The organism is Shewanella sp. SM29 (genome assembly GCF_025654245.1).
GTDB lineage: Bacteria > Pseudomonadota > Gammaproteobacteria > Enterobacterales > Shewanellaceae > Shewanella > Shewanella oncorhynchi.
The window spans coordinates 1-25,596 of record NZ_JAKKRN010000002.1; the positions used below are offsets into that span (position 1 = coordinate 1).

A 25,596-nucleotide genomic window follows, 5' to 3' on the forward strand; every position below is an offset into this window, starting at 1 on the left:
GAAGAATCGATAACCGCTGAAAGCATCTAAGCGGGAAGCGAGCCCTAAGATGAGTCATCCCTAGGAATTTAATTCCTCTAAAGAGCCGTTCGAGACTAGGACGTTGATAGGCATGGTGTGTAAGCGTTGTGAGGCGTTGAGCTAACATGTACTAATGACTCGAGAGGCTTAACCATACAACCCAGATGGGTTTTACTGAAAATGTTCCAGACATTTTCTAGCACTTCCTCCTTCCATGGAGGTCGTACGAAAGCCTTAGACAGAATACAGATACTTGATAAAGTGTGAACTCAAACAAAGCAAATCAGCTTTCCGAATTATTATTAACGTGAGCCAGAGATGGACACGGTAATAAACAGAATTTGCTTGGTGACAATAGCCTTGTGGAACCACCTGATCCCATCCCGAACTCAGAAGTGAAACGCAAACGCGCCGATGGTAGTGTGGGGTCTCCCCATGTGAGAGTAGGTCATCGCCAAGCATCCAAATAAACACAAAAGCCCTAGCCTAAACCGCTAGGGCTTTTGTGTTTTACGCTTCGCGAAAACTTATCTCGATGTCAACCCGCCGCTGAGCGGGGTTCCCAGCTGCGCAATACATTGCTCCGCGCGACACATCATCAAAATGCTGCGCATTTTAGGCAATGATGACTCGCCCACATGTATCCCCTTCGGGGATAAAAGAAAGTAGGTCATCGCCAAGCGCCTAATTATCTCATTGAGATGCAACGAAGCCAGCTGAATAAGCTGGCTTTTTTGCGTCTGGAATTTGCACGTTTTAGTATTTTTGAAAGGGCTTTATTGGTTAGGACGTTGATAGGCTTAAATTACATTAAGCTGTGAAGTGGGAATGGGTTTACTGAACGCTTTCTTAATGAGATTAAGTTTTACTAAGTTCTCATTTTATGAACTGTAATAGAGCCGCCAGCTCATAGTGACACTAAGCTGGCGGTCTGAAATAGATAGCTGAAGCAATGTTGATGGTTAGAGGACAAATATCCTCTTCAACGCTTGCGTGCTCTATGCATCACTCTTTGTTGATTTTGGCTTTGAAGCTGGCTTTGGTATTGTCGTTAGCTTGTTTGTACCAGTAATCCAGCATTTGACTGATTTCAGCTTGGCTAGGTGTGGTCGCAGGAGTAGTTTGTTGAGCCTTATCATTGTTCGCTGTGGCTGCTGACGACATAACAGCTGGCGCGATCAAGCTCGTGGATGTGACTACTGCTGTTTGGCGTATTTGTGGCTGGCTTGCCAATACGGGTGCAATGGCGTCGCTTGCTTGCGTTGTTGCGGTATTCATAGTGAGATTTAATGAAGCAGGATGATTGCTAAGGTTGTACTGCAGTATCTCGTGTTCGAAATCCCGTCCCAGTTGAATGCCATTCTTAATCAATTTATCGCTGGTAAAACCCACGGCTTCATCTTGAGCATTTAATAGTGTCAGCTTAGGTGACTCATCAAATTTCTTTGCATCTCTGGCTGAGTTGATGGCGGGAAGTGTCAGCGTGAGTGTTTGTGCTGACGCATCAAAACGGACGATGAGCACGTCGGAGAGATAATGTACTGAGTCAGCTTGTTGTCGATATTGCGCGGCATAACGGAAGGCAATCTGATTGGTCCCATCAGCTAAAACGAGATCGCCACTCTTTACGGCTGGCTTGCCATTGACCGTTAGCACTTCAGCATTTTTAGGCAGATTGAGATGAACATCGGCCGTTGCAGGTTGCACTGCGCCCAGCATTAACGCAGTGGCACATAAGATTGATTGATATTTCATAAGCTTTCTCTGTTGTTGCGAGGACGCCGCTAAATAATAAGGCAGATATTTGGCGACACAAAGCAGGTTTAACCTTTAGTGTGGAGCATGATGAACTAAATGGCGACACACTGTTTATAGCGCGCAGATTAGCGTTAATTTAATCGGTAGGGAATAAAAAAGGCTCACGATGAGCCTTTTTGAGCATGATATTTCGGGATTGAACGCTTATTTGGTTAGGTTGATGCTATAAACGGCGAAACCCAGTTCATCTTTGCTTATCTTCTTCATTTCACGTTGTTTATTGGCTTCGATAAAGGCAGCGGCTTTGTCACTGTCTTGGGTTTCGAAGCGAATGTCTAATGTGACGTTGGTAGTGATGGTTTTGAAATCCCAGTTGTAATCGGCACTTGGATTGACCATAGCTTCGTACTTACCTGTGGTTTCGTTGTACTTAGATTGCGCTGTGATATAAGCAGCTAGCGCTTCACGGTTAGTATCGGGCAGTTCAAGTACCACATGGTCGCTACCAGTACCAGCAAACTTACCCCCAAAGGCGCGGTAGTTATTTGAGGTGACGATAAATTCTTTCGCGGCAAATTCTTCACCTGTGATGACTTTGCCGTTTTCGTCTTTATAGCTTAAATCAACGATACGGTTTGCGTTGGCATTAACGACGGCGCAATCGCGGTCAAACTTGCTCGGTTGGGTCACATCAATTTTATAGGTTAAGCCATCCAGTACGTCGAAGTTGTAGGTTGGATGACCATCCCAATTGATTAAACCTTGTGGGGTGGTTTTTGCAGGGTCAATTTGATTGAACTGGTTCGCTGAGCACTCGAGCCAATCTTTCAATTCGGCGCCCGTTGCTTTGACGGCCACCATAGTATTGGGATACAGGTACAGATCGGCGGCGTTTTTGAAGGTCAGTGGGCCTTTATCAACTTGCACAAATTGATCGGCATCACTGGTTGTACCGTGGCGACCGCCCGCTTTAAAGGGGGCGGAGGCTGATAGCACTGGCAACCCTTTTAATGCTGCAGGTAATTTCGCTTTCACGTTAGCGATTTGCGCATCGGAAACGATTTGTACCGTAGGGTCGTCCTGCACTAAGGTAAGGAAGCTGTACATGTCGGCTGCGGCAACGCCGATAGGTTCATCCACAAAGGCGAGGGTTCCTTGGTGCTCGGCTGCGACTGCATCTTTAATTGCGGGATCTTGGCTAACTAACTCTTCCTTAGTCGCACCATTATATATGGGGCGAGCTTGCGTTTTCGAACTAAGGACATGCCATTTACCATCTCTACGTTCAAGTTTAAAGTCAACAACCCCTAAGTTATCACCCCAACGACCTGGCATCACTGCTGGGACGCCGTTCAGTAGGCCCTTAGTGACATCGGTATTGGGTAAGTCGGCATACTTAGTATCAGGGAAGATAGAGTGGCTGTGGCCGAATAGAATCGCATTGATACCATCAACATAAGTCAAAGCGTAAGTGGCATTTTCAGCCATAGGATCGCCAGGATTTTCCGTTGAACCAATGCCAGAGTGAGGAATGGCGATAATGATATCGGCCCCTTTGGCTTTCATTTCGGGGACATATTTTTTCGCGGTTTCAATAATATCCTCGACCGTCACTTTACCCGTCAGATTTTGTTTATCCCACAATAGAATTTGCGGTGGCACAAAACCAATATAACCAATGTTAATGGTTTGATTATTACCTTCACTGTCGATGATGTTTTTTTGTTTGATGATATAAGGGGTGAATAAATGCTCACCTTTTTTAACCTCATTCCAGCAACCATTTTCGTCGGCGCAATAAACGTTTGAGTTGATATAAGGGAAATCTGCACCACTAATGGATTTATTTAAGAAATCTAAACCATAGTTAAATTCATGGTTACCGATATTACCGACTTCATAATCTAATAGGTTCATGGCTTTATAGGCTGGATGAATATCACCCATTTGCAGGCCAACTTTAGCCATGTAATCGCCCATTGGGCTGCCTTGCAGCAGATCGCCGTTGTCGACGAGTACGCTGTTTTTGGCTTCGTTGCGTGCAGCGTGGATTAAGCTTGCAGTACGGGCTAGACCGATAGTTGGGTCATTTTTGCCACTGTAGTAGTTGAAATCCATGATATTTGTGTGCAGATCTGTGGTTTCGAGTACCCGTAAATCGGCTTGAACGACTTTGTCGTCATCAGAATTACAGGCGCTTACACCAAGGGCGGCAGTGATCATCACTGCGAGTATTTTCTTATTTAACATAGTTATCTCTATTTATATTTATTTGACCCCAATGCATGCTCCGTAAAAGAACATGCCCATCATCCCGTTAATTCAGCGTAATTTAACTGTTAGGTTAATTTGCCGCTAAGTTAACGAGCGGGAATTATAAAGACATTTGATGATCTGAATGTGACATTAATCGGATAAAAGCTGTTTCAAATTGTGACTCAAGGTTTGCTTGCCTAAATAGTGAGCCGTTTAGCCTGTTTATTTGTTACGGCAATGTTTAAATAATTACAGTAAACAGTTTATTAAGAAGAATTAATATTTGTTATTGGAATGGCATTTTATTTGCTCAGCCCCTTGTCTACGTCGGGGATATTTGACGTAAAACTTCAGTAGAATTGTTTTAAATAATTCTTTTACATCAAATTTTAGCCAATGTTGATCACTTATGCTCGCATGTCTCTTGGCTTGATTGAGGTGAGTTAGGTTTAGCGTAGCGTTGGCATAGGCTTATTTAGACGGGTAATACACATAAAGTGATACAAATTAGCTGTGCTCTGGGCGGGTAAAACTTGGCTGAAATGCGCGTAACTTGTTAAGGTAGTTCATCGAAATTAACGACCGTAGCAACAAGCGTTCGTTGACTCAGACTGTTTTAAACTGAAAGCCAAAATCCGTTAGCGCGCACCTTTCACCTTAAAAATACAATCGAAAGGGCAGCAACATCCAAGGGAGTTAATATGCGTAAGTCCGTTATAACCACAGCCGTGGCCGCGGCTTTGTTACTTGGCGCTTGTTCAGACAAGCCAGCCGCCAGTGCCAATGAAGCCAAAAATGCCGTAGCGACTCAAACCGCTGCTAAAGCGCAAGCAACCAATGTGTTGCTGAGCAAGAGTCCACTGCAGGATCAAGCGCCACAATTTAACCTTATCCATACTGCAGATTATGCTCCTGCCTTCGAGCAAGGCATTAAAGCCCATGATGCTGAAATCGCTGCCATTGTGAATAACAAGCAAGCGGCCAGTTTTGACAACACCATTCTGGCGATGGAAACCTCAGGTGAATTATTAACGCGGGTGTCGCGGACCTTTTTTAATCTTGCCGGTCTGATTTCTGATGATGATTTCCAGAAAACCGAAGCAGATCTTGCACCTAAGCTATCTGCCCATCGCGATAATATTTATCTCGATCCGACGTTATTTGCCCGTGTTGAAGCGGTATATCAACAAAAAAGCAGCTTAAATGCGGAAGATCAGCGTTTAGTTGAATACTACTATGAGCAGTTTGTTCGCGCTGGTGCGAAATTGTCGGCTGAAGATAAAGCTAAAATGCGCGACTTTAACGCCGAGCTTGCAACCTTAGCGACGGACTTTTCACAAAACAGCTTAAAATCATTTAAAGATGATGTGATTGTTGTGACTGATAAAGCCCAGTTAGCTGGTTTATCTGACAGCGAAATCGCCACCTTAGCCGCTGCCGCCAAAACTGCTGGAAAAGAGGGCTATTTGATTACCTTAGTGAACACGACTCGCCAGCCTGTGCTTTCTAGCCTGAGCAACCGTGAACTGCGCCAAAAAGTGTGGGAAACCTCGGCGCACAGAGCTGTTGCAACTAATGGCCCATTGATTGTTAAAATGGCGCAAATTCGGGCTAAAAAAGCCAATTTACTGGGGTTCGATACTTGGGCATCCTATGCGGTTGCCGATCAAATGGCGAAAACCCCAGCCGCTGTGTATGAAATCCTCGACGATTTAGCACCAAAAGCCTTAGCACGTGCCAAAGTGGAAGCGGCTGATATTCAAGCTGAAATCAAAAAGGCGGGCGGTGATTTCGAACTGCAACCTTGGGATTGGGCTTATTACGCCGACAAAGTGCGTAAAGAGAAATACGATCTCGACGAAAGCAGCATCAAGCCTTATTTCGAGTTTAATACTGTGCTGCAAGACGGGCTGTTTTTCGCGATGCATAAACTGTATGGCATCAGCTTAAAAGCGCGTACCGATTTACCCGTGTGGAATCCCGATGTCTTAGCCTTTGAAGTCTTTGATAAAGACAACAGCTCTATTGGCTTATTCTACCTTGACCCTTATGCCCGCGAAGGCAAAGGTGGCGGTGCGTGGATGGATGAGTTCGTCACCCAAAGCGGTCTGCTTGGCACTAAGCCCGTTGTTTATAACGCGCTGAATATTCCTAAGCCAGCCGATGGCCCAACGTTAATGACCTTCGATGAAGTGACCACTATGTTCCATGAAATGGGTCATGCGGTTCACGGTTTATTCTCGCAGGTGAAATACCCAAGCGTGGCTGGCACATCAACCGCACGTGACTTTGTTGAGTTCCCATCCCAGGTTAACGAAGATTGGAATATCGATCCTGCTGTGATTGCTAACTATGCCAAACACTACAAGACGGGTGAGCCAATTCCTAAGGCACTGCTTGATAAAATCTTAGCCTCAAATAAGTTTGGCCAAGGTTTTGATACCGTTGAGTATCTGTCAGCTGCCTTGTTAGATATGGAATGGCACTCTATCAGCGCCGATACTCAAATTAGCGATGTAGAGAAGTTTGAGCACCAAGTGTTAGCTAAACACGGCCTCGATTTTGCGCCAATTCCCCCGCGTTATAAATCGAGCTACTTTAGCCATGCCTTCTCCGGCGGTTATTCAGCTGGATATTACGCGTATTTGTGGACCGAAGTGTTTGCCGCCGATGCCTTTGCCTACATGGGCGAGCACGGTGGATTAAAAGCCGATAATGGTGACAAATTCCGTAAGGAAGTCTTATCTAAAGGTAACAGTGAAGATCTCATGCAAGATTACATTCACTTTACCGGTAAAAAGCCGACAACCGATGCACTGTTAAAGCGCCGCGGTTTAGTCGACTAATCGATTCGTTGTAAAAAGGCCCAAAGGCTTGTTAGGGAAACCTAGCAAGCCTTTTTTATTGATGTCGGGGCGGATTTATTCATCATTTTTTCAAGACAGGAAGTTAGAGGACGGGGAAATCTACCGATAACGCTCCGATCACAGTTCCAAAATAGTTTGTTGAAATGTTGGTGAAAGGCAGCATTGAACCACTTTATTATTTTAATCAAATGTTTATGTTTGATTTTCACGCATAAAGTTAGCAATAGTGTCCTCCTTACGTTGACTCTCTAATAGCCACTCAATCCTCCATTCTGTTAGGCGCTCACCCGTTTTATGAATGAATTTTCCAGCTTCAGGTTCATCAATCCATTCAAGCTGTTTAACAAGTACTAAAGGCGCTTCAGACCCGTCAGTTTCATTCGAAAATTCAAGTGCTTCATTATAAGTATGAAATGCGTAATAGTAGATTTCACCATCAAATTCATCTGGAGCACCTTGCCAAGGGCGACACCAAACACGATATTCTAGGACTTGATCATAGAAATGACCGCCGCCTGATTTTGTTTTCGCTGGATACTCTCCAACCCTATTCTCATCGATTGAATCAGGATACATCTACAATCCCTCAATGGAATATAACGCCATATGCAACAGTGGATAAGGTTTACCCTGTCCATCAACGGGTGAGCGACCCGTTACTGAAAAACCAATATGTTGGTAAAAACCTAATGCTTGCTCATTCTGCTCATTAACATCCACCTTTGTGGCTCCTAGTTCTTTAATGGCATGTGTCGCTAGCATGGAACCAATACCTTTTCCGCGCGCGTCAGGTGAGATGAACAGCATTTCAATATTGCCATCATGTACGCCGCAGAATCCGAGTATTTCTCCATTGTCATTTTTAGCGCACTTTAAGTGAACGGCATCAAAATACTGTTCGAGGAGCAGCGGCTTTAATTGTTGTAGATCTTCTTCTGCTAAAAAGTCATGGGTTGCTCTTACCGATGCTTCCCAAATATCGAGCAGACTAAGATGATCTGCTTTTTCTACCATCTCAATATTCATCATATAACTCTATTGAAGATTTAATGTCGCCTAAGCGGTGAATTAAAGTGGGTTAACATGTGAAGCGGAAACGTACCAACATTTACGAATCCGCCTTTAAAAAGGATATGATTACGGACGGGATCCGCAGTAACCTTGTCGACAATTATGATAGAAAAGTTATGTTTTTCAAAATTTATCTGACATCGACGCCTAATTGCTCATCGTCACCCATTATCTTTTTTGGTTATATTATGGCGTGTTGTTAATGTTTTCTAATGATAAATATACTTAAACTAATATCAGATAATAGAGCTTGTATTTACTGTGCTTACTTAAATATTCGTTTTGCTAAGCTTTGTCTAAACACGATTGGATCCTTGCGTAGAGTTTCGTAAAAGCAAGGAAGGTTAGATATTTAGCAGACGACATTAACCAGTTCGCTAATAACGGAAAAATAACAAAGCAAAGAAAAATCCAGGTTTGTTTGTGTTCAAGAACTAATAAAAATAGTAAGTAACAAATGAGTTGAAAATAGACGTTTATTTTATTGATTTTAACTGCTCTAGGTCTACCTCGTATAATCAATACGTTTGGTATAACAATACTCAGGGTCATGATCACTATACTTGATGCGAAAAGGGTACCAAACTCTTCGTGTGTTAATTTACCGAATAGCGTTTCAATCGTAAGGAAAAGTAAAGGGCCGATAGCACCCGCACCAAACATAAGGAACATGATTACTGCAATACCAACGACAAATACGCCGATAGATAAGTCATGTTTCTCAAAAAATATATCTGACATTGACGTCTAGCTCCCTATAGAGACAAATTATTATTTTGTGAACCTTGACATTAAAACCAGAATTCACTGCATTTATACTAATTTAGTAGCTGTATAGGTACATTAGCAGCCTTTAATTAATACGAGATAATGGTGGTCTTTACTTTCACTGTACTTACTCAAACATTCTTTTTGCTATGCTTTGTCGAAATCCGATTGGATCTTTGCGTAGAGCTTCATGATAGGCAAGAAATGCTTGGTACTTAGTCGATAACATTAACCAGTTTGCAAATAGTGGTAAAATCACAAAAATTAGGAGAAACAAATCATTTTTGTTTTGAAACGTTAATAAAAATAGTAAGTAACAGATAAGCTGGAAATAGATATTTATCTGGTTGGCTTTAACGGCTTTAGGTCTGCCTCGTATAATTAATATGTTTGGAATAACAATGCTTAGGGTCATTATTAATTCACTCGAGACTAAAAGGATACCAAATACTTCGGATGTAAATTTGCCCAATAGTGTCTGCAACGTTAAAATCATCAGGAAACATACAATCCCTGCGCTAATCAAAATCAACATGATGACCGCAATACCAACGACAAACATGCCGATAGATAAGTCATGTTTCTCAAAAAAGTTATCTGACATCGACGCTTAACTCCTCATATATGCCTACTGCTAAATTTTTTATTGTCCCGCCGTATGCACTACCACTAATACTTAAACTGGCGCCCACTGCATCTTTAATATTGAGCGATATGGCATTCACGAGAGCTTGGCTGCTGTAGCGTGTTGTTAACTTACCAGAGTTGGTGAGTGTTTTAAGCACGCTTTGGCTAATGCCTGGTTGATTCAGCCTTTGAATTTCTAGTGTTAGGCGCTTTCGGTCTGCGCGGCTCAAACCCTTTAATATTTCTGTTAGCGACTTGGATGTGGTTTTCCTAAGGGTTTGTACCATTTTAATCGTTGTAGCACCTGCTGCCGCTGCGCCGCCCAGAGAAATGATATCCAACGCAGTATTTGCAGCATTATACCATTCCTGCTCTTCTAACCAGTCTAGGTCTTCTGGATAACGGGCTTCAGCTATTGAACGTACTGCGCCATTTAAACATTGTAAGGATGATGCAGTTGCGGCAGCTACACCGAGATAGGTGACTGCGGTACTGGCACCGCCAGTGATCGGAATCGCAGTCGTCGCACCTAGCACAACGATCCAACTCAACACAGCAGCACCACAGCTCAATCCAGTATTTAGCAATTCACCAGTCAGCTTGCTTTCACGGCGTGATGCTTTTAGCTCACTAGCATAGTTCACTGTAGATATATGTCTGGGAGGTTCGCGTAATATCAATCGAATCGGAAGTTTGCGGCAAATAGGTTCAAAGGAGCGCAAAGTTACAACGGTAAATTCATGGTCTATAAAAACCACTCCAGCACCAATTGTATTTGGATCAGCATCCAGAGCTTTGAATATTCGAGTGGTATTGAGTTCGTTCTGTAATCGCAGTGTGAGCAGTTTTTCTTTATTTGCTTGAAATGGAGAGCTTAGTAGGGCATTAGACATAATCATTTCCATTGATAATTTTAAAAATATCCTTATATGCGGCAACACAGTACTAAAATATTGAGCCAATTAATAGGTTATTGTAGAAGTTGCTGAATAAAATTATAAGAAAACGGGAGCCGAAGCTCCCGTTGTTTATTTTGCCTTTGGCAAATGATTAGCGATTACTCGGCCAGTAATCCACGGCTACGCAGCAGCGGCTCTATGCCGGCTTCTTTACCGCGGAAGTTTTTATACATCAGCATAGGATCATCGCTGCCGCCTTTCGACAGGATATTATTACGGAAGGAGTCCGCAGTGGCCTTGTCGAAAATGCCGTTTTCTTTAAAGGCTTCGAAAGCATCCGCGCCTAAAATATCCGACCAAAGGTAGCTGTAGTAGCCTGCAGAATAACCGCCTGCGAAAATATGCGAGAAGTAAGTGCTGCGATAGCGTGGGCTAATTTCTTCAATCAGTCCCATTGCCGCTAACGAGTCCGCTTCAAACTTGGCCGCATCCTTTGGCGTAGTGTCGGTCAGTGTGTGCCAATCTAAATCGAGCTTAGTGGCCGCCATGTATTCAACGGTGGCAAAGCCTTGGTTGAACTTGCTGGCCGCTTGGATTTTCTGCACTAGCTCTTGCGGGATCACTTCGCCGGTTTTGTAGTGCTTGGCAAATTGGGCTAACACTTCTGGCTGAGTCATCCAGTTTTCATTTACTTGCGATGGGAACTCAACGTAATCGCGAGGTACGGCGGTGCCGCCCTGTGAGCGATATTCCACGTTCGATAACATGCCGTGTAGGGCGTGGCCAAATTCGTGGAATAGGGTGCTGGCTTCATCGAAGGTCAGCAGCGCTGGCTCATTGCCCGCTGGGCGAGGGTAGTTCAATACGTTAACAATAATAGGTTTAGAATCAACGCCATTCATATTGTATTGTTTGCGGAAGGAATTCATCCAAGCGCCGCCACGTTTGCTGTCGCGGGTGAAATAGTCACCCATAAAGATGGCCATCAGCTTGCCGTCTTTATCGTAAACTTCCCAAGTACGAACTTCGGCATTGTATTTGGGTAAGTCGGTACGTTCTTTAAAGGTCAAACCGTATAAACGGTTAGCCGTGTAGAACACACCTTTTAGTGTACTGTCGAGAGAGAAATACGGGCGGGTTTGTTGCTCGTTAAAGCTGTACTTAGCGACACGAATTTTGTCGGCGTAGTAATCCCAGTCCCACGCTTGCAGCTTAAATTTTCCACCCTGCGCGTCAATCATGGCTTGCATATCAGCCACTTCGTTTTTGGCTTGGGCTAATGCCGCTGGCCATACTTTGTTGAGTAAGCCATAGACGTTTTCTGGCGTTTTAGCCGTGCGTTCTTCTAACACGAAATCGGCATGGGTTTTATAGCCCATCAGTTGAGCACGTTCAGCACGCAGGGCGGCAATCTTCGCGAGGATAATCTTGTTATCGTTGGCGTTATTGTTGTTACCGCGCTCGATATAGCCTTTATAGAGTTTTTCACGTAACTGGCGGTTATCAGCATAGGTTAAAAATGGCGTGATAGAAGGGCGAGAAGTGGTGAATACCCACTTGCCTTCATGGCCACGTTTTTTGGCGGTTTCAAAGGCGGTCGCAATCACATCTTCTGGTAAACCAGCGAGATCGGCTTTGCTATCAACCACTAATTCGAAGGCATTGGTTTCGGCTAATAGATTGTCACCAAAGGCTAAATTGAGTTTACCGATTTCTTCGTTCAATGCCCGCAGTTTGGTTTTATCTTGCTCGCTTAAGTTAGCGCCGCCACGGGTGAAAGATTTATAGGTATCTTCCAACAATTTGGCTTGTGCAGTGCTGAGTTTTAGGCTGTCTTTCGCGTCGTGAACGGCTTTGACTTTTTGAAACAGTTTGTCATTGAGCAGGATATCGTCTTCGGCGGACGATAACATAGGCGACACTTCTTTGGAGAGTGCTTGCAATGCTGGCGTAGTATCGGCGCCTGTCAGGTTAAAGAAGACGTTAGAAACGCGGGTCACTAGATCGCCAGAAAACTCCATGGCTTCAATGGTATTGGCGAAGGTGGGTTTGGCTTTATTATCAACAATCGCTTGAATTTGCTCGTGTTGCTGAGCTACGCCCGCCTTAAAGGCTGGGAGGAAATGCTCTGGCTTGATCTTATCAAAGGCCGGAATTTCCATAAACGTATCATAGGGCTTGAAGAATGGATTGGTCGCATTCTGACTGATAATTTGCGCTGACACGGCATTGGGTGCCGCGTTGGCTTGAACACTGGCTTCGGGTTGTTGTGTGCTACAAGCGCCCAAAGTTAAGGCTAAAGCGATGGCACTTAGCGTGAGCTTAGCCGTGCGGGCTTGCGGTTTAAGGGTTAGTCCCTTCATTATTTGTTCCCCGTTAGGTCGATTATTGTTATGGGTGATTGTTTGATGATGGCCATGGATTTCAGCAAAAATTGAAGTCTACGCGCGGCTAAAACCATTAATTTATCTTAATGTGACTGTTTAACATGTATCGGACTAGGGGTTCCATCGATTTTGTGTTTAGTTTGTAACAAATGTTTTGTTTCAGGCTTTTAAGCAAAATAATATGGCAAACTGGCTGAGGCTTGTTATCGGGTCTCGGTGCGCTTTCTTGGCAACATCATTGGTCAAGGCTGTAGTCGAAGATAATAGCCGCAAACACGTCGCAGATGACAGGCGTAAGCCACACGTTGCACTAAACCAGCTTAATCCATTTTCAACCGTCTCTTGCAGTACGGTCCTAAAACACGAATAACAATAATAGGATCTTCTATGTCTCAATCTGGTATTCAACATGCTCGCGTGCGTCGAGCGTTATCCTTGGCATTACTGAGTGCGTCCAGCTGGGTTATGCCGCAGTGTATAAGGCCTGAACGGAGACACCCAGCCTCAATGGTGCAGTAGTTAACCTCCGACTATGCTTTGATTAAGCATTCAACAAGGAGGTTTTTATGCCGCGCCCTCGTAGAACTCAGATTAGTCTTGAAGACACTCCCTTTTATCATTGCTGTAGCCGTGTTGTTCGGCGGGCATTTTTATGTGGGGATGATGCTTATTCAGGTAAAAACTATGACCATCGCCGAGCTTGGGTTGAGTCGTTACTGTTTGAACTTGAGGCGGTTTTTGCTATTGATGTGGCGGCCTTTGCGGTGATGTCGAATCATCTGCATGTGGTGTTACGCATTGATATCGAGACGGCGAATCGCTGGAGTGACATAGAAGTGCTTGAACAATGGCATAAACTGTTTAAAGGCGATGAATTAACGCGTAAGTTTGCTGAAGGTGAACTGGTTGACGCTTATGAGGTTAATAGATTAAGGCATTCTATCGCGACATATCGAAGCCGTTTATGTGACATCAGTTGGTTCATGCGCTGCTTAAACGAACCGATTGCAAGGCAAGCAAATCAAGAAGATAACTGTACAGGTCGTTTCTGGGAAGGGCGTTTTAAATCGCAAGCCTTGCTCGATGAAACTGCCGTTTTAACCTGCATGGCCTACGTGGATTTGAATCCCATCAGAGCCAAGATGGCTGATACGCCAGAAAAATCAGACCATACTAGTATTCAGCTACGTATTCAGGCGGCGATAAAGGGGGAGCAACCGAACAGACTATTGCCTTTCATTGGCAATGAGCACGGTAACCAGCCCAATGGTATTGCGTTTGTGCTCAAGGATTATCTTCAGTTACTTGAGGATACAGGGCGGATTATTCGAGCGGATAAACGCGGCTCAATCAGTGAAATGAATGCTAAGTTGCTAACAAGTTTAGATATTACCCAAGATAACTGGCTTAAGCTAACCACTGAGTTTGGTAAATTATTTCATGGCCCAGTGGGTACTTTGCAAGAACTCACCACTTACTGCGAACACTTAGAGAAGCGACGTCGGCACTTTGCTAAATGCTGCCACTACCTCAAAACGGGTTGATCTCAAGCCTATTTCATCGACTTTACCTTTCAAAATGGCCAACCAGACAATGGCTTGGATCATTCTTGCAAAAAATTACCTTTTTTCAATCAAATAGCCCGATTTAGCTAAACATCATCCATTTATCCCATACCTTATCAGCCTTTTTCGCTACTCATGTGGCTTTCCGTTGCTTGAACCTAAACGCAGAGTACATTATGTAGTTTTATTATGGGTGGCCTGATTTTACTTCAGCCTGATTTTACTTCAAGTATCGTAACTGATTTTGGTCAACTACCAAGTTTAGCTAAGCAAGCAGAACGGTTTTTCAATCATGCACGCACCTAACAAGCGCAACGCTTTCTGCGAGCGTTCAAGCGATTTATGCCCTGCAAACAGCGCAGCGCATAAATACTAAGACGTTATGCATTAACGGAGAAATTAGTAATTGAGCACAGAAAAGAAAACACGAGACGAAAGAGTTACGTTTCAAGTGAATAAAAATGTAAATAAGATTTCGTTTACGTATGACCCTCTACGAGACGGCTTAATAATTCCTGAGGCAGATCCTAGTACGATTCGTGTTGAGCGCAGTTATGAAAGGGCTTCAGGCAAGCCGAAAGTTTTAAGCAGTGTTCAAGGACATAGTGAGTTCGCAGCATTTGATGTAGATACAATGTTACTGGAAGAATACGATTACATCATTAGTGTTGACACCAATTCTCGCGAATACAATGGTCAGAAAATTAGCATTTGTACTTGTTACCAAGTGACAGGAAAAGTTTCGCAGTATGTGGGTACCGAAGGTGTTCCTTTTGTTCACCTTGGCTCGTTCATTATTGTAAACCCGCAACCTCACATAAACCCTGAGCTTATAGGTTGGCATCTTGTAATCACCAACTTTTTACGATTTCCATTTGATACAGGTAAAGAAATGCTCGCTATCATTGTTGATAGCGAAAAAGATTCATTACCAGAATTTAACAAGCGTATTAAACCCTATTTTAAATCGAGTTATCTACACCATCAGGTAAAGCTTTGTTATGCGTCAGACAAAGATAAGGATACGTTAGCAGGGCAAATGCTCAAAATGTGTCATAACACGTCAAATCAGATCTTTAGACAAATTCAGAGTGAGAAAACAGTTCTACCCAAACTAACTAATGGATCAGGCTTCTGTGATGGTTTCGTGCAAGTTGCGAGCACAAATGTATAACAAACGGTTTAAGAGGGACTGCCAACGCGTGGCGGTTTTTGTTCAAATCAGCATTTGTGATTACGGCTGTTATTTTAGGTTCAGTGTTTAGCGTTGTCAGCCCCTTAACCGGGCGTTACCCATAGAAATCTTAATCCGAAACTGACGAGTTAAAATTAAGTCTTTAACTCGGAAATGTCCAAAAGCGTGCTGGGTATCTCCTTCATACAGACAGGTTACACTAGTGCCAAAAAGGTGAGCCATGGTGATTAGCGAGACGACCGTCCGCCCCATGGATGGGGCGGTCGAGCATCCACGGACGGACTGGCTGCGCGTCGATGAGTGAATGCCATGGCAAGCCTATATGAGTGGATACCAGCCAACGCAAGTGTCCCAACGATAGAAATAACTGGCCACCCAGTACAATTCACCTACATGTTTTGTCTTGAAGTGAGTGGTGTTTAGTATGATATTTCATGATTCAGTTGCAGCGTCACTAAAGTAAAAAACAATGCAAATTAGCACAATAACTTTTCCACACAATAAAAAGCCCTGCTTATACAGTGATTTATAGCAGGGCTTTTTTAAGCGAGAGTGTGCATTCGTTGAGCGGAAGGACAAGCTTTACTCAGGGTTTATGACCTATATCGAATAGGTCATCTCTTCTCTTCCACTTATCTCATTAACTCATTTCTTTCACTAAAATCGGCATCATGGGGATGCTAGTAGCCGATGGCTTCGCTACCTGAGTGACGCGGATCAGAGGCGCCAAAAATCCCTTGTTCGGTCACCATGATTGATTGCGTACTGCCCATAGCGGATTGTACTTTCACTTTGTGTCCTTTGGCTTCGAGCAGGGAAATGGTATCGCGATTAAAGCTGGACTCGACTCGCAATTCATCGGGTTGCCATTGATGATGAACCCGCGCCGCATTACTGGCTTCCGCGATATTCAATCCATGATCAATAACATTCATGATGATCTGCAGTGTGGTGGTGATAATGCGCGAACCACCTGGACTGCCAGTGACGAGGAAGGGTTTGCCATCCTTCATCACTATTGTTGGGCTCATTGAACTGAGTGGGCGCTTATTGCCCTCGACCGCATTGGCATCACCGCCGACTAAACCGTAGCCGTTTGGCACGCCGGGTTTGGCCGAGAAATCATCCATCTCGTTATTGAGCAGAATCCCTGTTCCCTTCGCCACTAAACCTGAGCCATAGCTGAAGTTTAAGGTGTAAGTATTTGAAACTGCATTACCCCATTTATCGACTACCGAGAAGTGAGTGGTTTGATCGCTCTCATAGGGCGCGAGCTTGCCGGGCTTGATTTCAGCGCTCGGTGTTGCCTTATTCATCGCAATTTGGCTGGCGATTTTTTGGGCGTAGTCCTTACTGGTTAAGGCTTTGACGGGTACCTTATAAAAGTCGGGATCGCCTAAGTATTCGCTGCGATCGCTATAGGCGTACTTCATGGTTTCTGCCATCAGATGAATCGTCTGCGCGGTATTGTGACCGAGTTTGTCTATCGGGAATTGCTGCAATACGTTGAGCATTTCGATGATGTGTACACCGCCCGATGATGGCGGTGGCATAGACACAACTTGGTAACCGCGGTATTCGCCGCGCACGGGTTCACGTTCCACAACCTTATAATTTTTAAGGTCGTCTAAGGTCATAATGCCGCCAGCTTCTTTCACCGCATTGATGAGCTTAGTGGCGGTTTCACCTTCGTAGAATCCTTTGGTGCCTTTTTCAGCGATAAGACTTAACGAATGGGCAAGTTCAGGTTGTTTAAGAATATCATCCACTTGATAGTCACTGCCGTCAGCTTTGTAGAAGATAGCGGCCGTGGTTGGCCATTGGGTCATGCGGCGTTTGAGGCCTGCAAGGGATTGGGCAAGATCTGGCGTTACGCTAATGCCTTCCTGCGCCATTTTAATCGCGGGCGCGGCGACTTGGGCGAGTGTCATAGTGCCATATTTTTCAAGGGCTAAGCTCATGCCCATCACAGTACCTGGCACACCCACGGCAAGACCGTGTTCGCGGCTTAGTTTTTCAACTGCGTCGCCATTTTCGTCGAGGAAAATGTTTTTCTTGGCTTTAGACGGCGCCATTTCACGGTAATCGATAGCGATGGTTTTGTTTTCTTTGGCAATATGCACCAGCATAAAACCACCGCCGCCGATATTGCCAGCACGGGGTAAGGTGACTGCCAAACTGAAGGCGACAGCCACGGCGGCGTCAACCGCATTACCGCCTTGCTTTAGGATCTCAACGCCGGTGCGACTGGCGAGAGTTTCTTGGCTTGCGACCATGCCATGCTTAGCCCACACAGGTTGTGCGGTGGCCATCTGGCTGAAAATTGGCGATTCATCGGCAAGCAGACTGGGAGATGATAGTAAGGGAAGCGCCATCGCAATGGCGAGAATAAGAGGTCTAAAAGGTCTTGTTGGACGCATACTCAATCCTGAATTTATTTTAATTATGGCTATGCAATGTGCCGAGAATTAGGCTTAATTGCAACCTCGTATACTTGTTCACACCAGTAAAGGACGATAATTTACCCAATGAGACAGCTTATTTTGGCTTTTGCGAGCTCAATGTCGGATATTTCGGCCAGTGCGTGGAATGCCGCCATGGGTGAGGCGAATCCCTTTTGCCGCCATGAGTTTCTGTTGGCACTCGAGCAAAGCCGCTCCGCTTGCACTGCAACCGGTTGGACGCCTCGACATTTATGCGTGTTCGATGCGGGTGACACATTAAATGATGTCGCCAGTAAGGATAAAAGCTTGTCGCTTTTGGCTGAAGGAGGGTTTATCAGTGTGCAAACGGCTAAGCACTTCAATCAGTTCCCACTTATTGCCGTCATGCCCTTGTACCAAAAATCCCACTCCTACGGTGAGTATGTGTTCGATTGGGCGTGGGCCGAAGCCTATGAGCGCCATGGGCTCGATTACTATCCCAAATGGGTGAATGCGATCCCTTTTACCCCAGTGCAAGGTCAACGGATGGGCATTCATCCCGCAGTAGATCGCGCCGAACAACTGCGCGTGGCGGCATTACTGCTGCTGACATTGAATCGCCGACTAATATCAGCGCAGGATAATCTCGTACTTGAGGAAGCTATTCTTAATCAGCCAGGGCTGGGCGACAGCCCGATTTCTTCATGGCATAGCCTGTTTGTTACCCCAAGCCAAACACCGTTATTTGAAGGCTCGCCCAATTCGCTGTTAAAACGCTTAGGCACTCAGTTCCATTGGCATAATCGCGGTTATCGGGATTTTAAGAATTTTCTGGCGGGCTTTAGTTCCCGTAAGCGTAAAAATATCTTGAAGGAGCGGGCGCAGTTACAGCCTTTTAATCTTAAGTTTCAGTTTGTCGAAGGGGAGCAGATCACCGCTTCGCAATGGCAGACTTTTATCCAGTGTTATCAATTAACTTACCTTAAGCGCTCTGGTCATCGCGGCTATTTAACGCCAACCTTTTTTCAGCAGTTGGGGGCGCAACTCGCTGCGCAAGTCCTACTCTTGGTGGTCGAAGATGCAAAGGGCGAGATGGTCGCTGGTGCCTTGTATTTAAAAGGTGAGAATACCCGAGGGCAGAAATGCTTATATGGTCGTTATTGGGGGACGACGGTTGAGCTTGACGGTTTACATTTTGAGGCCTGTTATTACCAAGGTATTCAATATTGTATTGAACATGAGTTTCAAGTGTTTGATGCGGGCGCGCAGGGGGAACATAAGGTGCTGCGTGGCTTTGAACCCGTAGCAATGTATTCCTACCATAACATCGCCCATTTGGGATTTAAGGCGGCGATTACGGACTTTGTTGAGCAAGAAACACTGCAAATGCAGCAATATATGGCGCAGATGCAGGATGTGTTGCCCTACAAAAAAGAGCCTTCATAAAGACCGCGTTAACAGGACTTTATTAGGCTCATTTTAGGTAGAACGGGTTACATTTAAGCGGTTAGTTCAAACCGTTAGCTCATGGCTAACCAAACTCCTACGCCTATCATTAGGCTGCCTGCAATGCGGTTTAACCAGCGAATATTATCGCCACGGCTCAAGAAGATGCGCAGGCTTTTGCCACCACTGGCGTAGGCGAGCATAGAGGTAAATTCGGTCACCATGATAATGCTCAGTAAGGCGAGGAGCTGCGGCGCGACGTCGCGCTCGGCATTGATAAAAGGGGGCAATAGCGACACCATAAATGCCCAACCTTTAGGATTGGCAATGGCGGTAATAAAGCCTTGAGAGATCAAGTTAACATTGCTGGCTCTGGGGTTAGTCTCATCATCACTTAATATGGCCATCTTGCCGCGCGCGCGCCACATCTGTACGCCGATATAGCCTAAATAAATCCCGCCGATCCATTTAAAAATTTGAAAGATTTCGGGATAGTTGAGCATGATACTGGCAACGCCCATCACGGCGGCTGTCGCCACCAACGCCACGCCTACCAGTTCACCCAGCATCATCCACAGGGTGCGGCGCACACCTATACTCATGCCCAGGGTCATGGCGAGTGTCATGCACATGCCCGGCGTGATAGAAACAAAGAAAAAAGTCGGGATAAACACAGCGAGTAAGGCAAAATCAGGCATGGTTTGGTCATTCTTGGGTGAAGATGAGAAGGCCGATAGTGTAATGAAAACGGCGGATTTAGCCAATCTGCTTATTTTGAACTTGCTCTCTTTAAATGTAATCGGTTGTGTTGGCTGGCGATATTTCACGCAAAAAGCATACTGTAGTTATTATTAACAATATGCTCACTAACCCCATTGTGATTAATTCTGCAGTTGTTCGGTTAACAGCGATTAACCTCATAGTTTACAAGATAAGACATTGACTGTAGGTTCTACATCAGTATCGATCAAGTAGACACTATCGGCGCCCACCATATAATAACTGTATAGGTCTTGGTAAATATGTTCGCCTAAGTCACCATAATAAGGACGGCGAGCATTTTTTACCGACTTCCATATTGGCCAAGGTAAAGAAAAATAATCGGCATTAGATTGATTCGTGATATTTAAATCTGAATCAATAGGGAATGGCGTATTGCTTTTATCATGATGTTGAATATCGCTAAAGTTATCACTTATGTTATCTAAGAAGGTTTGATAACTTGACTCATCAATTACTTGTATTCCAGATATCGTTGGGAAATATAATTCCATCGTGAATGCATCGTTATCAAGTTCCTGCCACAGTATGGTTAAAGATAAATGGTCTAATCTGCAACTCAGGTTCGGGTGTGGTTTTAGGTTTCTGTTCAAGGGAAACCAAGGTTGATAAGCCGCTTTAATCATAGCGAAACCTCGTTATATTATTGTGTTAAGAACATATCTTAGTCGTTTGGCTGTTACTTTTTTGCATTATTTTTGCTGAAAGTACCATAACCTAAAAATAACTGAGAAGCATGTTGAGATTATCCAATATTTTTTGAAACTCATATCAACCAAATGCGCCTTATCAATCATAATTTGATTGATATGCTAACCCACATTCTCAAATCAATGGTTAATGACTGTTCTAGGACAGTTCAAAAATGGGTTCAGCACATTATGAAATCGCCTTATTTCTCCTCTTTTAAAAATACTCTCTTGGTGACTGTCGCTTTGGCCGCCAGTATTAATTACGTTATGGCTGACGACAGTGCCTCTGCGTTTAGTCTCGAAAGTAATTTAGCTGATAATTCAAGGTTCCCTCCTGAGTATTATTGGAATCAATTTGGTTGTTCGGGCGAAAATATTGCGCCGCGTTTAACTTGGCAAAATGTACCTGCCGGTACCAAGAGCTTTGCTGTCACTTTATATGACAAAGATGCGCCTACTGGCAGTGGTTTTTGGCACCGTGTTGTGTATGACATTCCGGCACAGGTGTCGACTCTCGCAGGTGGTGTGAATGGCGGAGCGCTACCCAGTGGTGCCATTGAAGCTAATACCGATTTAGGTAAACCTGGATTCTTTGGACCTTGTCCACCAGAGGGACGTGAACACAGTTATGTATGGACAGTGCATGCTTTGGATGTGGCGCAGTTGCCGATAGACAAGGGATCAACACCCGCTTTGGTTGGATTCTATCTTTGGCAGCATAGATTAGGCGAAGCAAGTTTAACGCTTTTAGCTGGCCCACGTTAGGAGGAATGAAGATGACCATATTATCTACGCGCATTACATACCCAATGTTATCAAAGGCTTTTACTCTACTGGCAAGCAGTTTGTTGTGTTCTCACTCATGGGCGACACAGACTGAGCCGCTGGCAAAAATGGAAGTCTTTGCCGAACTTGATGGGGCTGTGGGCGGTATTACTTTCACATCAGATGAACGATTGATTTTCAGTTATCACCCTTTCTATCAACCTAACATTAAGGTGGCAGAGCTTTTAGCGGATGGTAGTACTAAGCCATTTCCTAATTCGGATTGGCAGCAATGCCATGATCCGCAGGGCAAAGCGAAAGAACCTGACACTTGCCTTAATTGGGTTTTAGGGCTGCGAACCGACGATCAAGACAGAGTTAGGCTATTAGACTCTGGCCAGCAGGCGCCACGTATTGAGCCTAAATTAGTGGCGTGGGATACCAAGAAAAACCAATTAGATCGCATTATTCATTTGCCCGCGCCAGTCTCTCTTCCTGAGTCACAACATAATGACTTTGTTATCTCATCTCGATATCAAGCGATTGTGATTGCCGATGAGGGGATTGGCACGGGTCCCATTGGTGAAAAGGCTGCGTTGGTGGTTGTGGACTTAAATACAGGGAAAAGTCGGCGCCTATTACAGGGTGATAACAGTGTGATGCCAGACTTACAGCGGCCACTGATTATCGATAAAGACTCAAAAGATAGAAAGCAGATTGAAGTCTATGTGGGTGCCGATGGCATTGCTTTAGATAAAACCCAAACATGGCTCTACTTTGCCCCGATGAATAAAGACAAAGTTTACCGTGTGCGGATGACAGATCTCATCAATCCTTCGTTAACGCCTGCGGCACTCTCTGCCAAAGTGGAGGCTTATGCCGATAAGCCCGACAACGGTGGCTTAAGTATTGATGAAGCGAATAATTTGTATCTAACGGAAGTGGGAGAGCGGGCCATTGGCGTGATCCCTGCTGATTCTCGCCAGTATCGCACTTATGTCCATGATGAACGTATGGTTTGGCCCGACGGTGTGAGTTATGGCAAGCAAGGTTATTTGTACTCTGGGGCTGCGCAATTACCGTTATCGGCGCCATTAAACAATGGCAAAGCTGAAAACAGTCCACCTTATTATATTTTCCGTTTTAAGCCGTTAGCGGCGGGCGTTCGTGGTAATTAACCTTAACCATTAATCTTATAACCTTACGTCAAGTGCTTATCTGAACTGAATTTATTCACACGATTTTTGCGGATTAAAACGGTTTGGATTTGCACTTGGTTATACCGAGTCACTGAGTCACGACATCCAGAGGATGACAATATGAACATTATCGGATTGGATCACTTTACCATCAGAACCCCCAAACTGGTTGAAACGCTGTTGTTTTATCAAGTCATTCTTGGATTGAAATTAGGTTGGCGGCCACAGTTTGGTTTTCCTGGACATTGGCTCTATGCCTCAAATAAGCCCATTTTGCATTTAGTGGAAGCGGGCGATCAGGCGCTAGATGCCTACTTAGGGGAAAGCAGAAATATTTATGGCTCGGGACGTGTTGACCATTTGTCGTTTCGTGGCACGGATTTACACCAGATGCAGCAGCATTTATGCCAGCAGAGGATGATTTTTCAGGAACGAATTGTGCCTGAGATTGGTGAGCATCAGTTGTTCCTTGAAGATCCGAATGGCATCAAAGTAGAGATGATATTCCCCTATGCAAAGGATAACGCAATCGTAGGGATTGTGATGGATAGGCTCACTATTTTAGACACCAAGGAGCCTGAACATGGCGGAGATTAATGTCTTTAGAAGGCAATTATTGCAAACGTTGGGATTGGGCAGTTTGGCATCATTGGCATTATTTCCTCGAGGTGCGATGGGTATGAATTCATTGAATAAGAGTACAAATATGGAGAGCTCACAGGGTAAGCCGATGATTCGCATGGGAGTGACGGACTTAAGTTTTCATCGCGTCACCGCCGCTGTGGTGGCCCATGTGATAGGGATTATGGGCAAAGAGGTGCAACGAAGCTATGCATTGCACGAGGCTAATTTTGAGCAGCTAGGTGAAGGTAAAGTGGATATGCTGTGTTCAGCATGGCTGCCCCATAGCCATGGGATTTATCGACAAGGTGTCGAAGAGCGAGTTGCTACGCGGCAACTCGGACTACATTATGAGCCCTATGCGCTCTGGGGCGTACCCGATTATGTGCCTGCTGAGCAAGTGTCGAGCATTGAGGATTTACTCAAGCCTGACGTGCAGCAACATATGCGGCCTATCATTCAAGGGATTGGTGAGGGGGCGGGGATCACGCGATTTTCTAAAAATATCATGACGCAATATGGATTAACGGCGGCAGGTTATCAATTTAGAACAGGCACTCAAGCCGACTGTGTCGCGGCTTTTGAGTCTGCCGTAGCGGTAAACGAGTGGGTGATCGTTCCTTTGTGGCATCCACAATTTTTACACCATCAATACGGTATTCGCGATCTTCAGGACCCTAAAGGTTTACTCGGGGGAAAAGATAAAGCGGTATTGCTCGCCCGTGAACGCGAGTTAGCGGTTAATTTCTCGCCCGTACAAATTCAGGTACTTGATAATATAGTATTATCGAATCAAATGGTTGCAGAACTCGATTATGCGGTTAATCGACAAGCAATGACGGAAGATGAGGCCGCTGCGAACTGGCTGACAGTCAATCCTCAGCATTTGACGACCTGGTTAGCCCCGCTGCTTAATCCTGCGAATGCCTCATCTCAGGAGGTGACATTATGATGATCACACCTGAATCGCGGCTAGTAGCGGCAGGGCTTGAACTACCTGAGGTTGCTGCGGCTCTTGGAAATTATGAACCCTATTCAATTGTTGGCAGTCAGTTAATGACCTCGGGTCAGTTTCCCTATTTAGAGGGCGAGCTTCAGTATCAAGGACAATTGGGCGCCGATCATACTGTGAGCGAAGGCTACGCTGCCTGTCGTCTTGCGACCCTAAATGCCATTGCCCAATTGAAACAGGCTTGCGGTGAGCTTTCGCGGATAAAACAAATTTACCGCTTGGAAGGGGTGCTGAATGTGCATCAATCTTGCTTTGAACATCCTAAAGCACTCGATGGGGCTTCGGATTTATTGCTTGAAATCTTCGGTGAAGCAGGGCGTCACAGCCGGATGATTTGGACAAATCCTGTCATGCCGCTGAACAGTTTGTGTCTAGTGTATTTATTTGCAGAACTCTATTGTGATGACGAACAAAGGCAATGACCTTTGTCTCGATTGAGATTGAATGCTTGAATGTGACTCACATTGGCTGTTAGCTAAATGTTCTGTCAGCAAGACGGGTAGTTCATTCAAGAGCATATGAGGCAGTTCTTGAACTTTCATCAATCGATTGTTAGGGTTAGGTCATCATTGACGGAATGTTGACAATACGATGACTGAGAAACAAAAAATGTTGGCGGGCCAGCCCTATAAGGCTTGGGATAATGAGTTATTGGCTGAGCGGATGCGGGCGAAATCCATTTGTCATCAGTTTAATCTGGCCGAACCGACTTTACTTGATGCCCGAATGGAGCATCTTCGTGGCCTGCTTGATATTCAACACTGTGCCCATATTGAGCCTAATTTCTTTTGCGATTACGGCTATAACATCCATATTGGTAAACAATTTTACGCCAATCATAATCTAACCATATTAGATGTTTGCTCCGTCTCGATTGGCGATAATGTGATGTTTGGTCCCCATGTGATGATTTCTACCGCAACGCATCCTATTAATCCTATCGCGCGGCAAACGACGGAATACGGCGCGCCAATTCAAATCGGCAATAATGTTTGGCTAGGCGGAAACGTCTCTGTACTGCCCGGTGTGACCATTGGTGATAATTGTGTCATTGGTGCTGGTAGTGTAGTGAATAAGAGCATTCCGGCGAACTGTGTGGCGGCGGGGAACCCTTGTAAAGTTATCAAACCTATCGATGTGGACTAGCGCAGGAAAGTTAAAGCCGAGTGATTGGTGTCAAAGCTGATAGTGATTTAGATGACGATATAGATATTCGTAGAAAGAAAAACGGTACGCAGTGCGTA

General features: G+C 44.8%; 21 protein-coding genes and 2 rRNA genes. 12 read left to right on the top strand and 11 right to left on the bottom strand.

The window, feature by feature from the left end; all coding sequences use genetic code 11:
- Positions 1-176, top strand: a 23S ribosomal RNA gene (locus L5L77_RS01360); the annotation flags it as partial.
- Between the two features lie 189 nt (positions 177-365).
- Positions 366-481 (top strand): 5S ribosomal RNA (gene rrf, locus L5L77_RS01365).
- A 545-nt stretch (positions 482-1,026) separates the two neighbouring features.
- Here rrf and L5L77_RS01370 read toward each other — a convergent pair.
- A complete protein-coding gene (locus L5L77_RS01370; RefSeq protein ID WP_263221878.1) occupies positions 1,027-1,776 on the bottom strand; it encodes a DUF2057 domain-containing protein in 750 nt (249 codons plus the stop codon).
- Between the two features lie 207 nt (positions 1,777-1,983).
- Positions 1,984-4,029, bottom strand: coding sequence for a bifunctional 2',3'-cyclic-nucleotide 2'-phosphodiesterase/3'-nucleotidase (locus L5L77_RS01375; protein ID WP_263221880.1), 2,046 nt, complete (start codon positions 4,027-4,029; stop codon positions 1,984-1,986).
- Between the two features lie 707 nt (positions 4,030-4,736).
- Between L5L77_RS01375 and L5L77_RS01380 the strand changes: the two genes are divergently transcribed.
- Positions 4,737-6,881, top strand: a complete 2,145-nt coding sequence (locus L5L77_RS01380) for a M3 family metallopeptidase (protein WP_263221883.1) — start codon at positions 4,737-4,739, stop codon at positions 6,879-6,881.
- A gap of 213 nt (positions 6,882-7,094) precedes the next feature.
- On the opposite strand, the gene L5L77_RS01385 is transcribed toward L5L77_RS01380, so the two are convergent.
- The 6 genes from L5L77_RS01385 to L5L77_RS01410 all read right to left on the bottom strand — a co-directional run bounded on the left by L5L77_RS01385 (position 7,095) and on the right by L5L77_RS01410 (position 12,630).
- A complete protein-coding gene (locus tag L5L77_RS01385) occupies positions 7,095-7,478 on the bottom strand; it encodes a GCN5 family acetyltransferase (RefSeq protein ID WP_263221886.1) in 384 nt (127 codons plus the stop codon).
- On the bottom strand, positions 7,479-7,928 hold the full coding sequence (locus L5L77_RS01390) for an acetyltransferase (RefSeq protein WP_263221888.1): 450 nt from the start codon (positions 7,926-7,928) through the stop codon (positions 7,479-7,481).
- 330 nt (positions 7,929-8,258) lie between these two features.
- Positions 8,259-8,714, bottom strand: a complete 456-nt coding sequence (locus tag L5L77_RS01395; protein WP_263221891.1) for a hypothetical protein — start codon at positions 8,712-8,714, stop codon at positions 8,259-8,261.
- Between the two features lie 154 nt (positions 8,715-8,868).
- Positions 8,869-9,345: a hypothetical protein gene (locus L5L77_RS01400; protein ID WP_263221893.1), complete on the bottom strand. Its 477-nt coding sequence runs from the start codon at positions 9,343-9,345 to the stop codon at positions 8,869-8,871.
- The gene (locus tag L5L77_RS01405) at positions 9,335-10,261 is read right to left on the bottom strand and encodes a hypothetical protein (RefSeq protein WP_263221895.1); all 927 of its coding nucleotides are present in this window, start codon (positions 10,259-10,261) and stop codon (positions 9,335-9,337) included. The genes L5L77_RS01400 and L5L77_RS01405 overlap by 11 nt, the downstream gene beginning before the upstream one ends.
- A 164-nt stretch (positions 10,262-10,425) precedes the next feature.
- A complete protein-coding gene (locus L5L77_RS01410; protein WP_263221897.1) occupies positions 10,426-12,630 on the bottom strand; it encodes a M3 family metallopeptidase in 2,205 nt (734 codons plus the stop codon).
- A 590-nt stretch (positions 12,631-13,220) separates the two neighbouring features.
- On the opposite strand from L5L77_RS01410, the gene L5L77_RS01415 reads away from it, so the two are divergent.
- Positions 13,221-14,198 carry a transposase gene (locus L5L77_RS01415; RefSeq protein WP_263163047.1) on the top strand — a complete coding sequence of 326 codons (978 nt, stop codon included), beginning with the start codon at positions 13,221-13,223 and terminating at the stop codon, positions 14,196-14,198.
- A 427-nt stretch (positions 14,199-14,625) separates the two neighbouring features.
- Positions 14,626-15,393, top strand: a complete 768-nt coding sequence (locus L5L77_RS01420) for a hypothetical protein (protein ID WP_263163044.1) — start codon at positions 14,626-14,628, stop codon at positions 15,391-15,393.
- A 701-nt stretch (positions 15,394-16,094) separates the two neighbouring features.
- Here L5L77_RS01420 and ggt read toward each other — a convergent pair.
- Positions 16,095-17,834: a gamma-glutamyltransferase gene (ggt, locus tag L5L77_RS01425; RefSeq protein ID WP_263221900.1), complete on the bottom strand. Its 1,740-nt coding sequence runs from the start codon at positions 17,832-17,834 to the stop codon at positions 16,095-16,097.
- 108 nt (positions 17,835-17,942) lie between these two features.
- Here ggt and L5L77_RS01430 point away from each other — a divergent pair, with 108 nt between their 5' ends.
- Positions 17,943-19,283 carry a GNAT family N-acetyltransferase gene (locus L5L77_RS01430; RefSeq protein ID WP_263221901.1) on the top strand — a complete coding sequence of 447 codons (1,341 nt, stop codon included), beginning with the start codon at positions 17,943-17,945 and terminating at the stop codon, positions 19,281-19,283.
- Between the two features lie 74 nt (positions 19,284-19,357).
- On the opposite strand, the gene L5L77_RS01435 is transcribed toward L5L77_RS01430, so the two are convergent.
- Positions 19,358-19,981: a LysE family translocator gene (locus tag L5L77_RS01435; protein ID WP_263185756.1), complete on the bottom strand. Its 624-nt coding sequence runs from the start codon at positions 19,979-19,981 to the stop codon at positions 19,358-19,360.
- A 219-nt stretch (positions 19,982-20,200) separates the two neighbouring features.
- Positions 20,201-20,689: a hypothetical protein gene (locus tag L5L77_RS01440; protein ID WP_263221903.1), complete on the bottom strand. Its 489-nt coding sequence runs from the start codon at positions 20,687-20,689 to the stop codon at positions 20,201-20,203.
- 255 nt (positions 20,690-20,944) lie between these two features.
- Here L5L77_RS01440 and L5L77_RS01445 point away from each other — a divergent pair, with 255 nt between their 5' ends.
- The 6 genes from L5L77_RS01445 to L5L77_RS01470 all read left to right on the top strand — a co-directional run bounded on the left by L5L77_RS01445 (position 20,945) and on the right by L5L77_RS01470 (position 25,498).
- On the top strand, positions 20,945-21,520 hold the full coding sequence (locus L5L77_RS01445) for a YbhB/YbcL family Raf kinase inhibitor-like protein (RefSeq protein WP_168827397.1): 576 nt from the start codon (positions 20,945-20,947) through the stop codon (positions 21,518-21,520).
- 11 nt (positions 21,521-21,531) lie between these two features.
- On the top strand, positions 21,532-22,698 hold the full coding sequence (locus L5L77_RS01450) for a major royal jelly family protein (protein ID WP_263221904.1): 1,167 nt from the start codon (positions 21,532-21,534) through the stop codon (positions 22,696-22,698).
- A gap of 141 nt (positions 22,699-22,839) precedes the next feature.
- Entirely contained in the window at positions 22,840-23,316 is a 477-nt protein-coding gene (locus L5L77_RS01455; RefSeq protein ID WP_028759587.1) for a VOC family protein, read from the top strand.
- Positions 23,303-24,292, top strand: coding sequence for a glycine betaine ABC transporter substrate-binding protein (locus L5L77_RS01460; RefSeq protein WP_263221907.1), 990 nt, complete (start codon positions 23,303-23,305; stop codon positions 24,290-24,292). The genes L5L77_RS01455 and L5L77_RS01460 overlap by 14 nt, the downstream gene beginning before the upstream one ends.
- A complete protein-coding gene (locus L5L77_RS01465) occupies positions 24,289-24,774 on the top strand; it encodes an Atu1372/SO_1960 family protein (protein WP_198573679.1) in 486 nt (161 codons plus the stop codon). Before L5L77_RS01460 ends, L5L77_RS01465 begins: the two co-directional genes overlap by 4 nt.
- A gap of 169 nt (positions 24,775-24,943) precedes the next feature.
- Positions 24,944-25,498 carry a sugar O-acetyltransferase gene (locus tag L5L77_RS01470; RefSeq protein ID WP_219251665.1) on the top strand — a complete coding sequence of 185 codons (555 nt, stop codon included), beginning with the start codon at positions 24,944-24,946 and terminating at the stop codon, positions 25,496-25,498.
- The last annotated feature ends 98 nt before the right edge of the window (positions 25,499-25,596 follow it).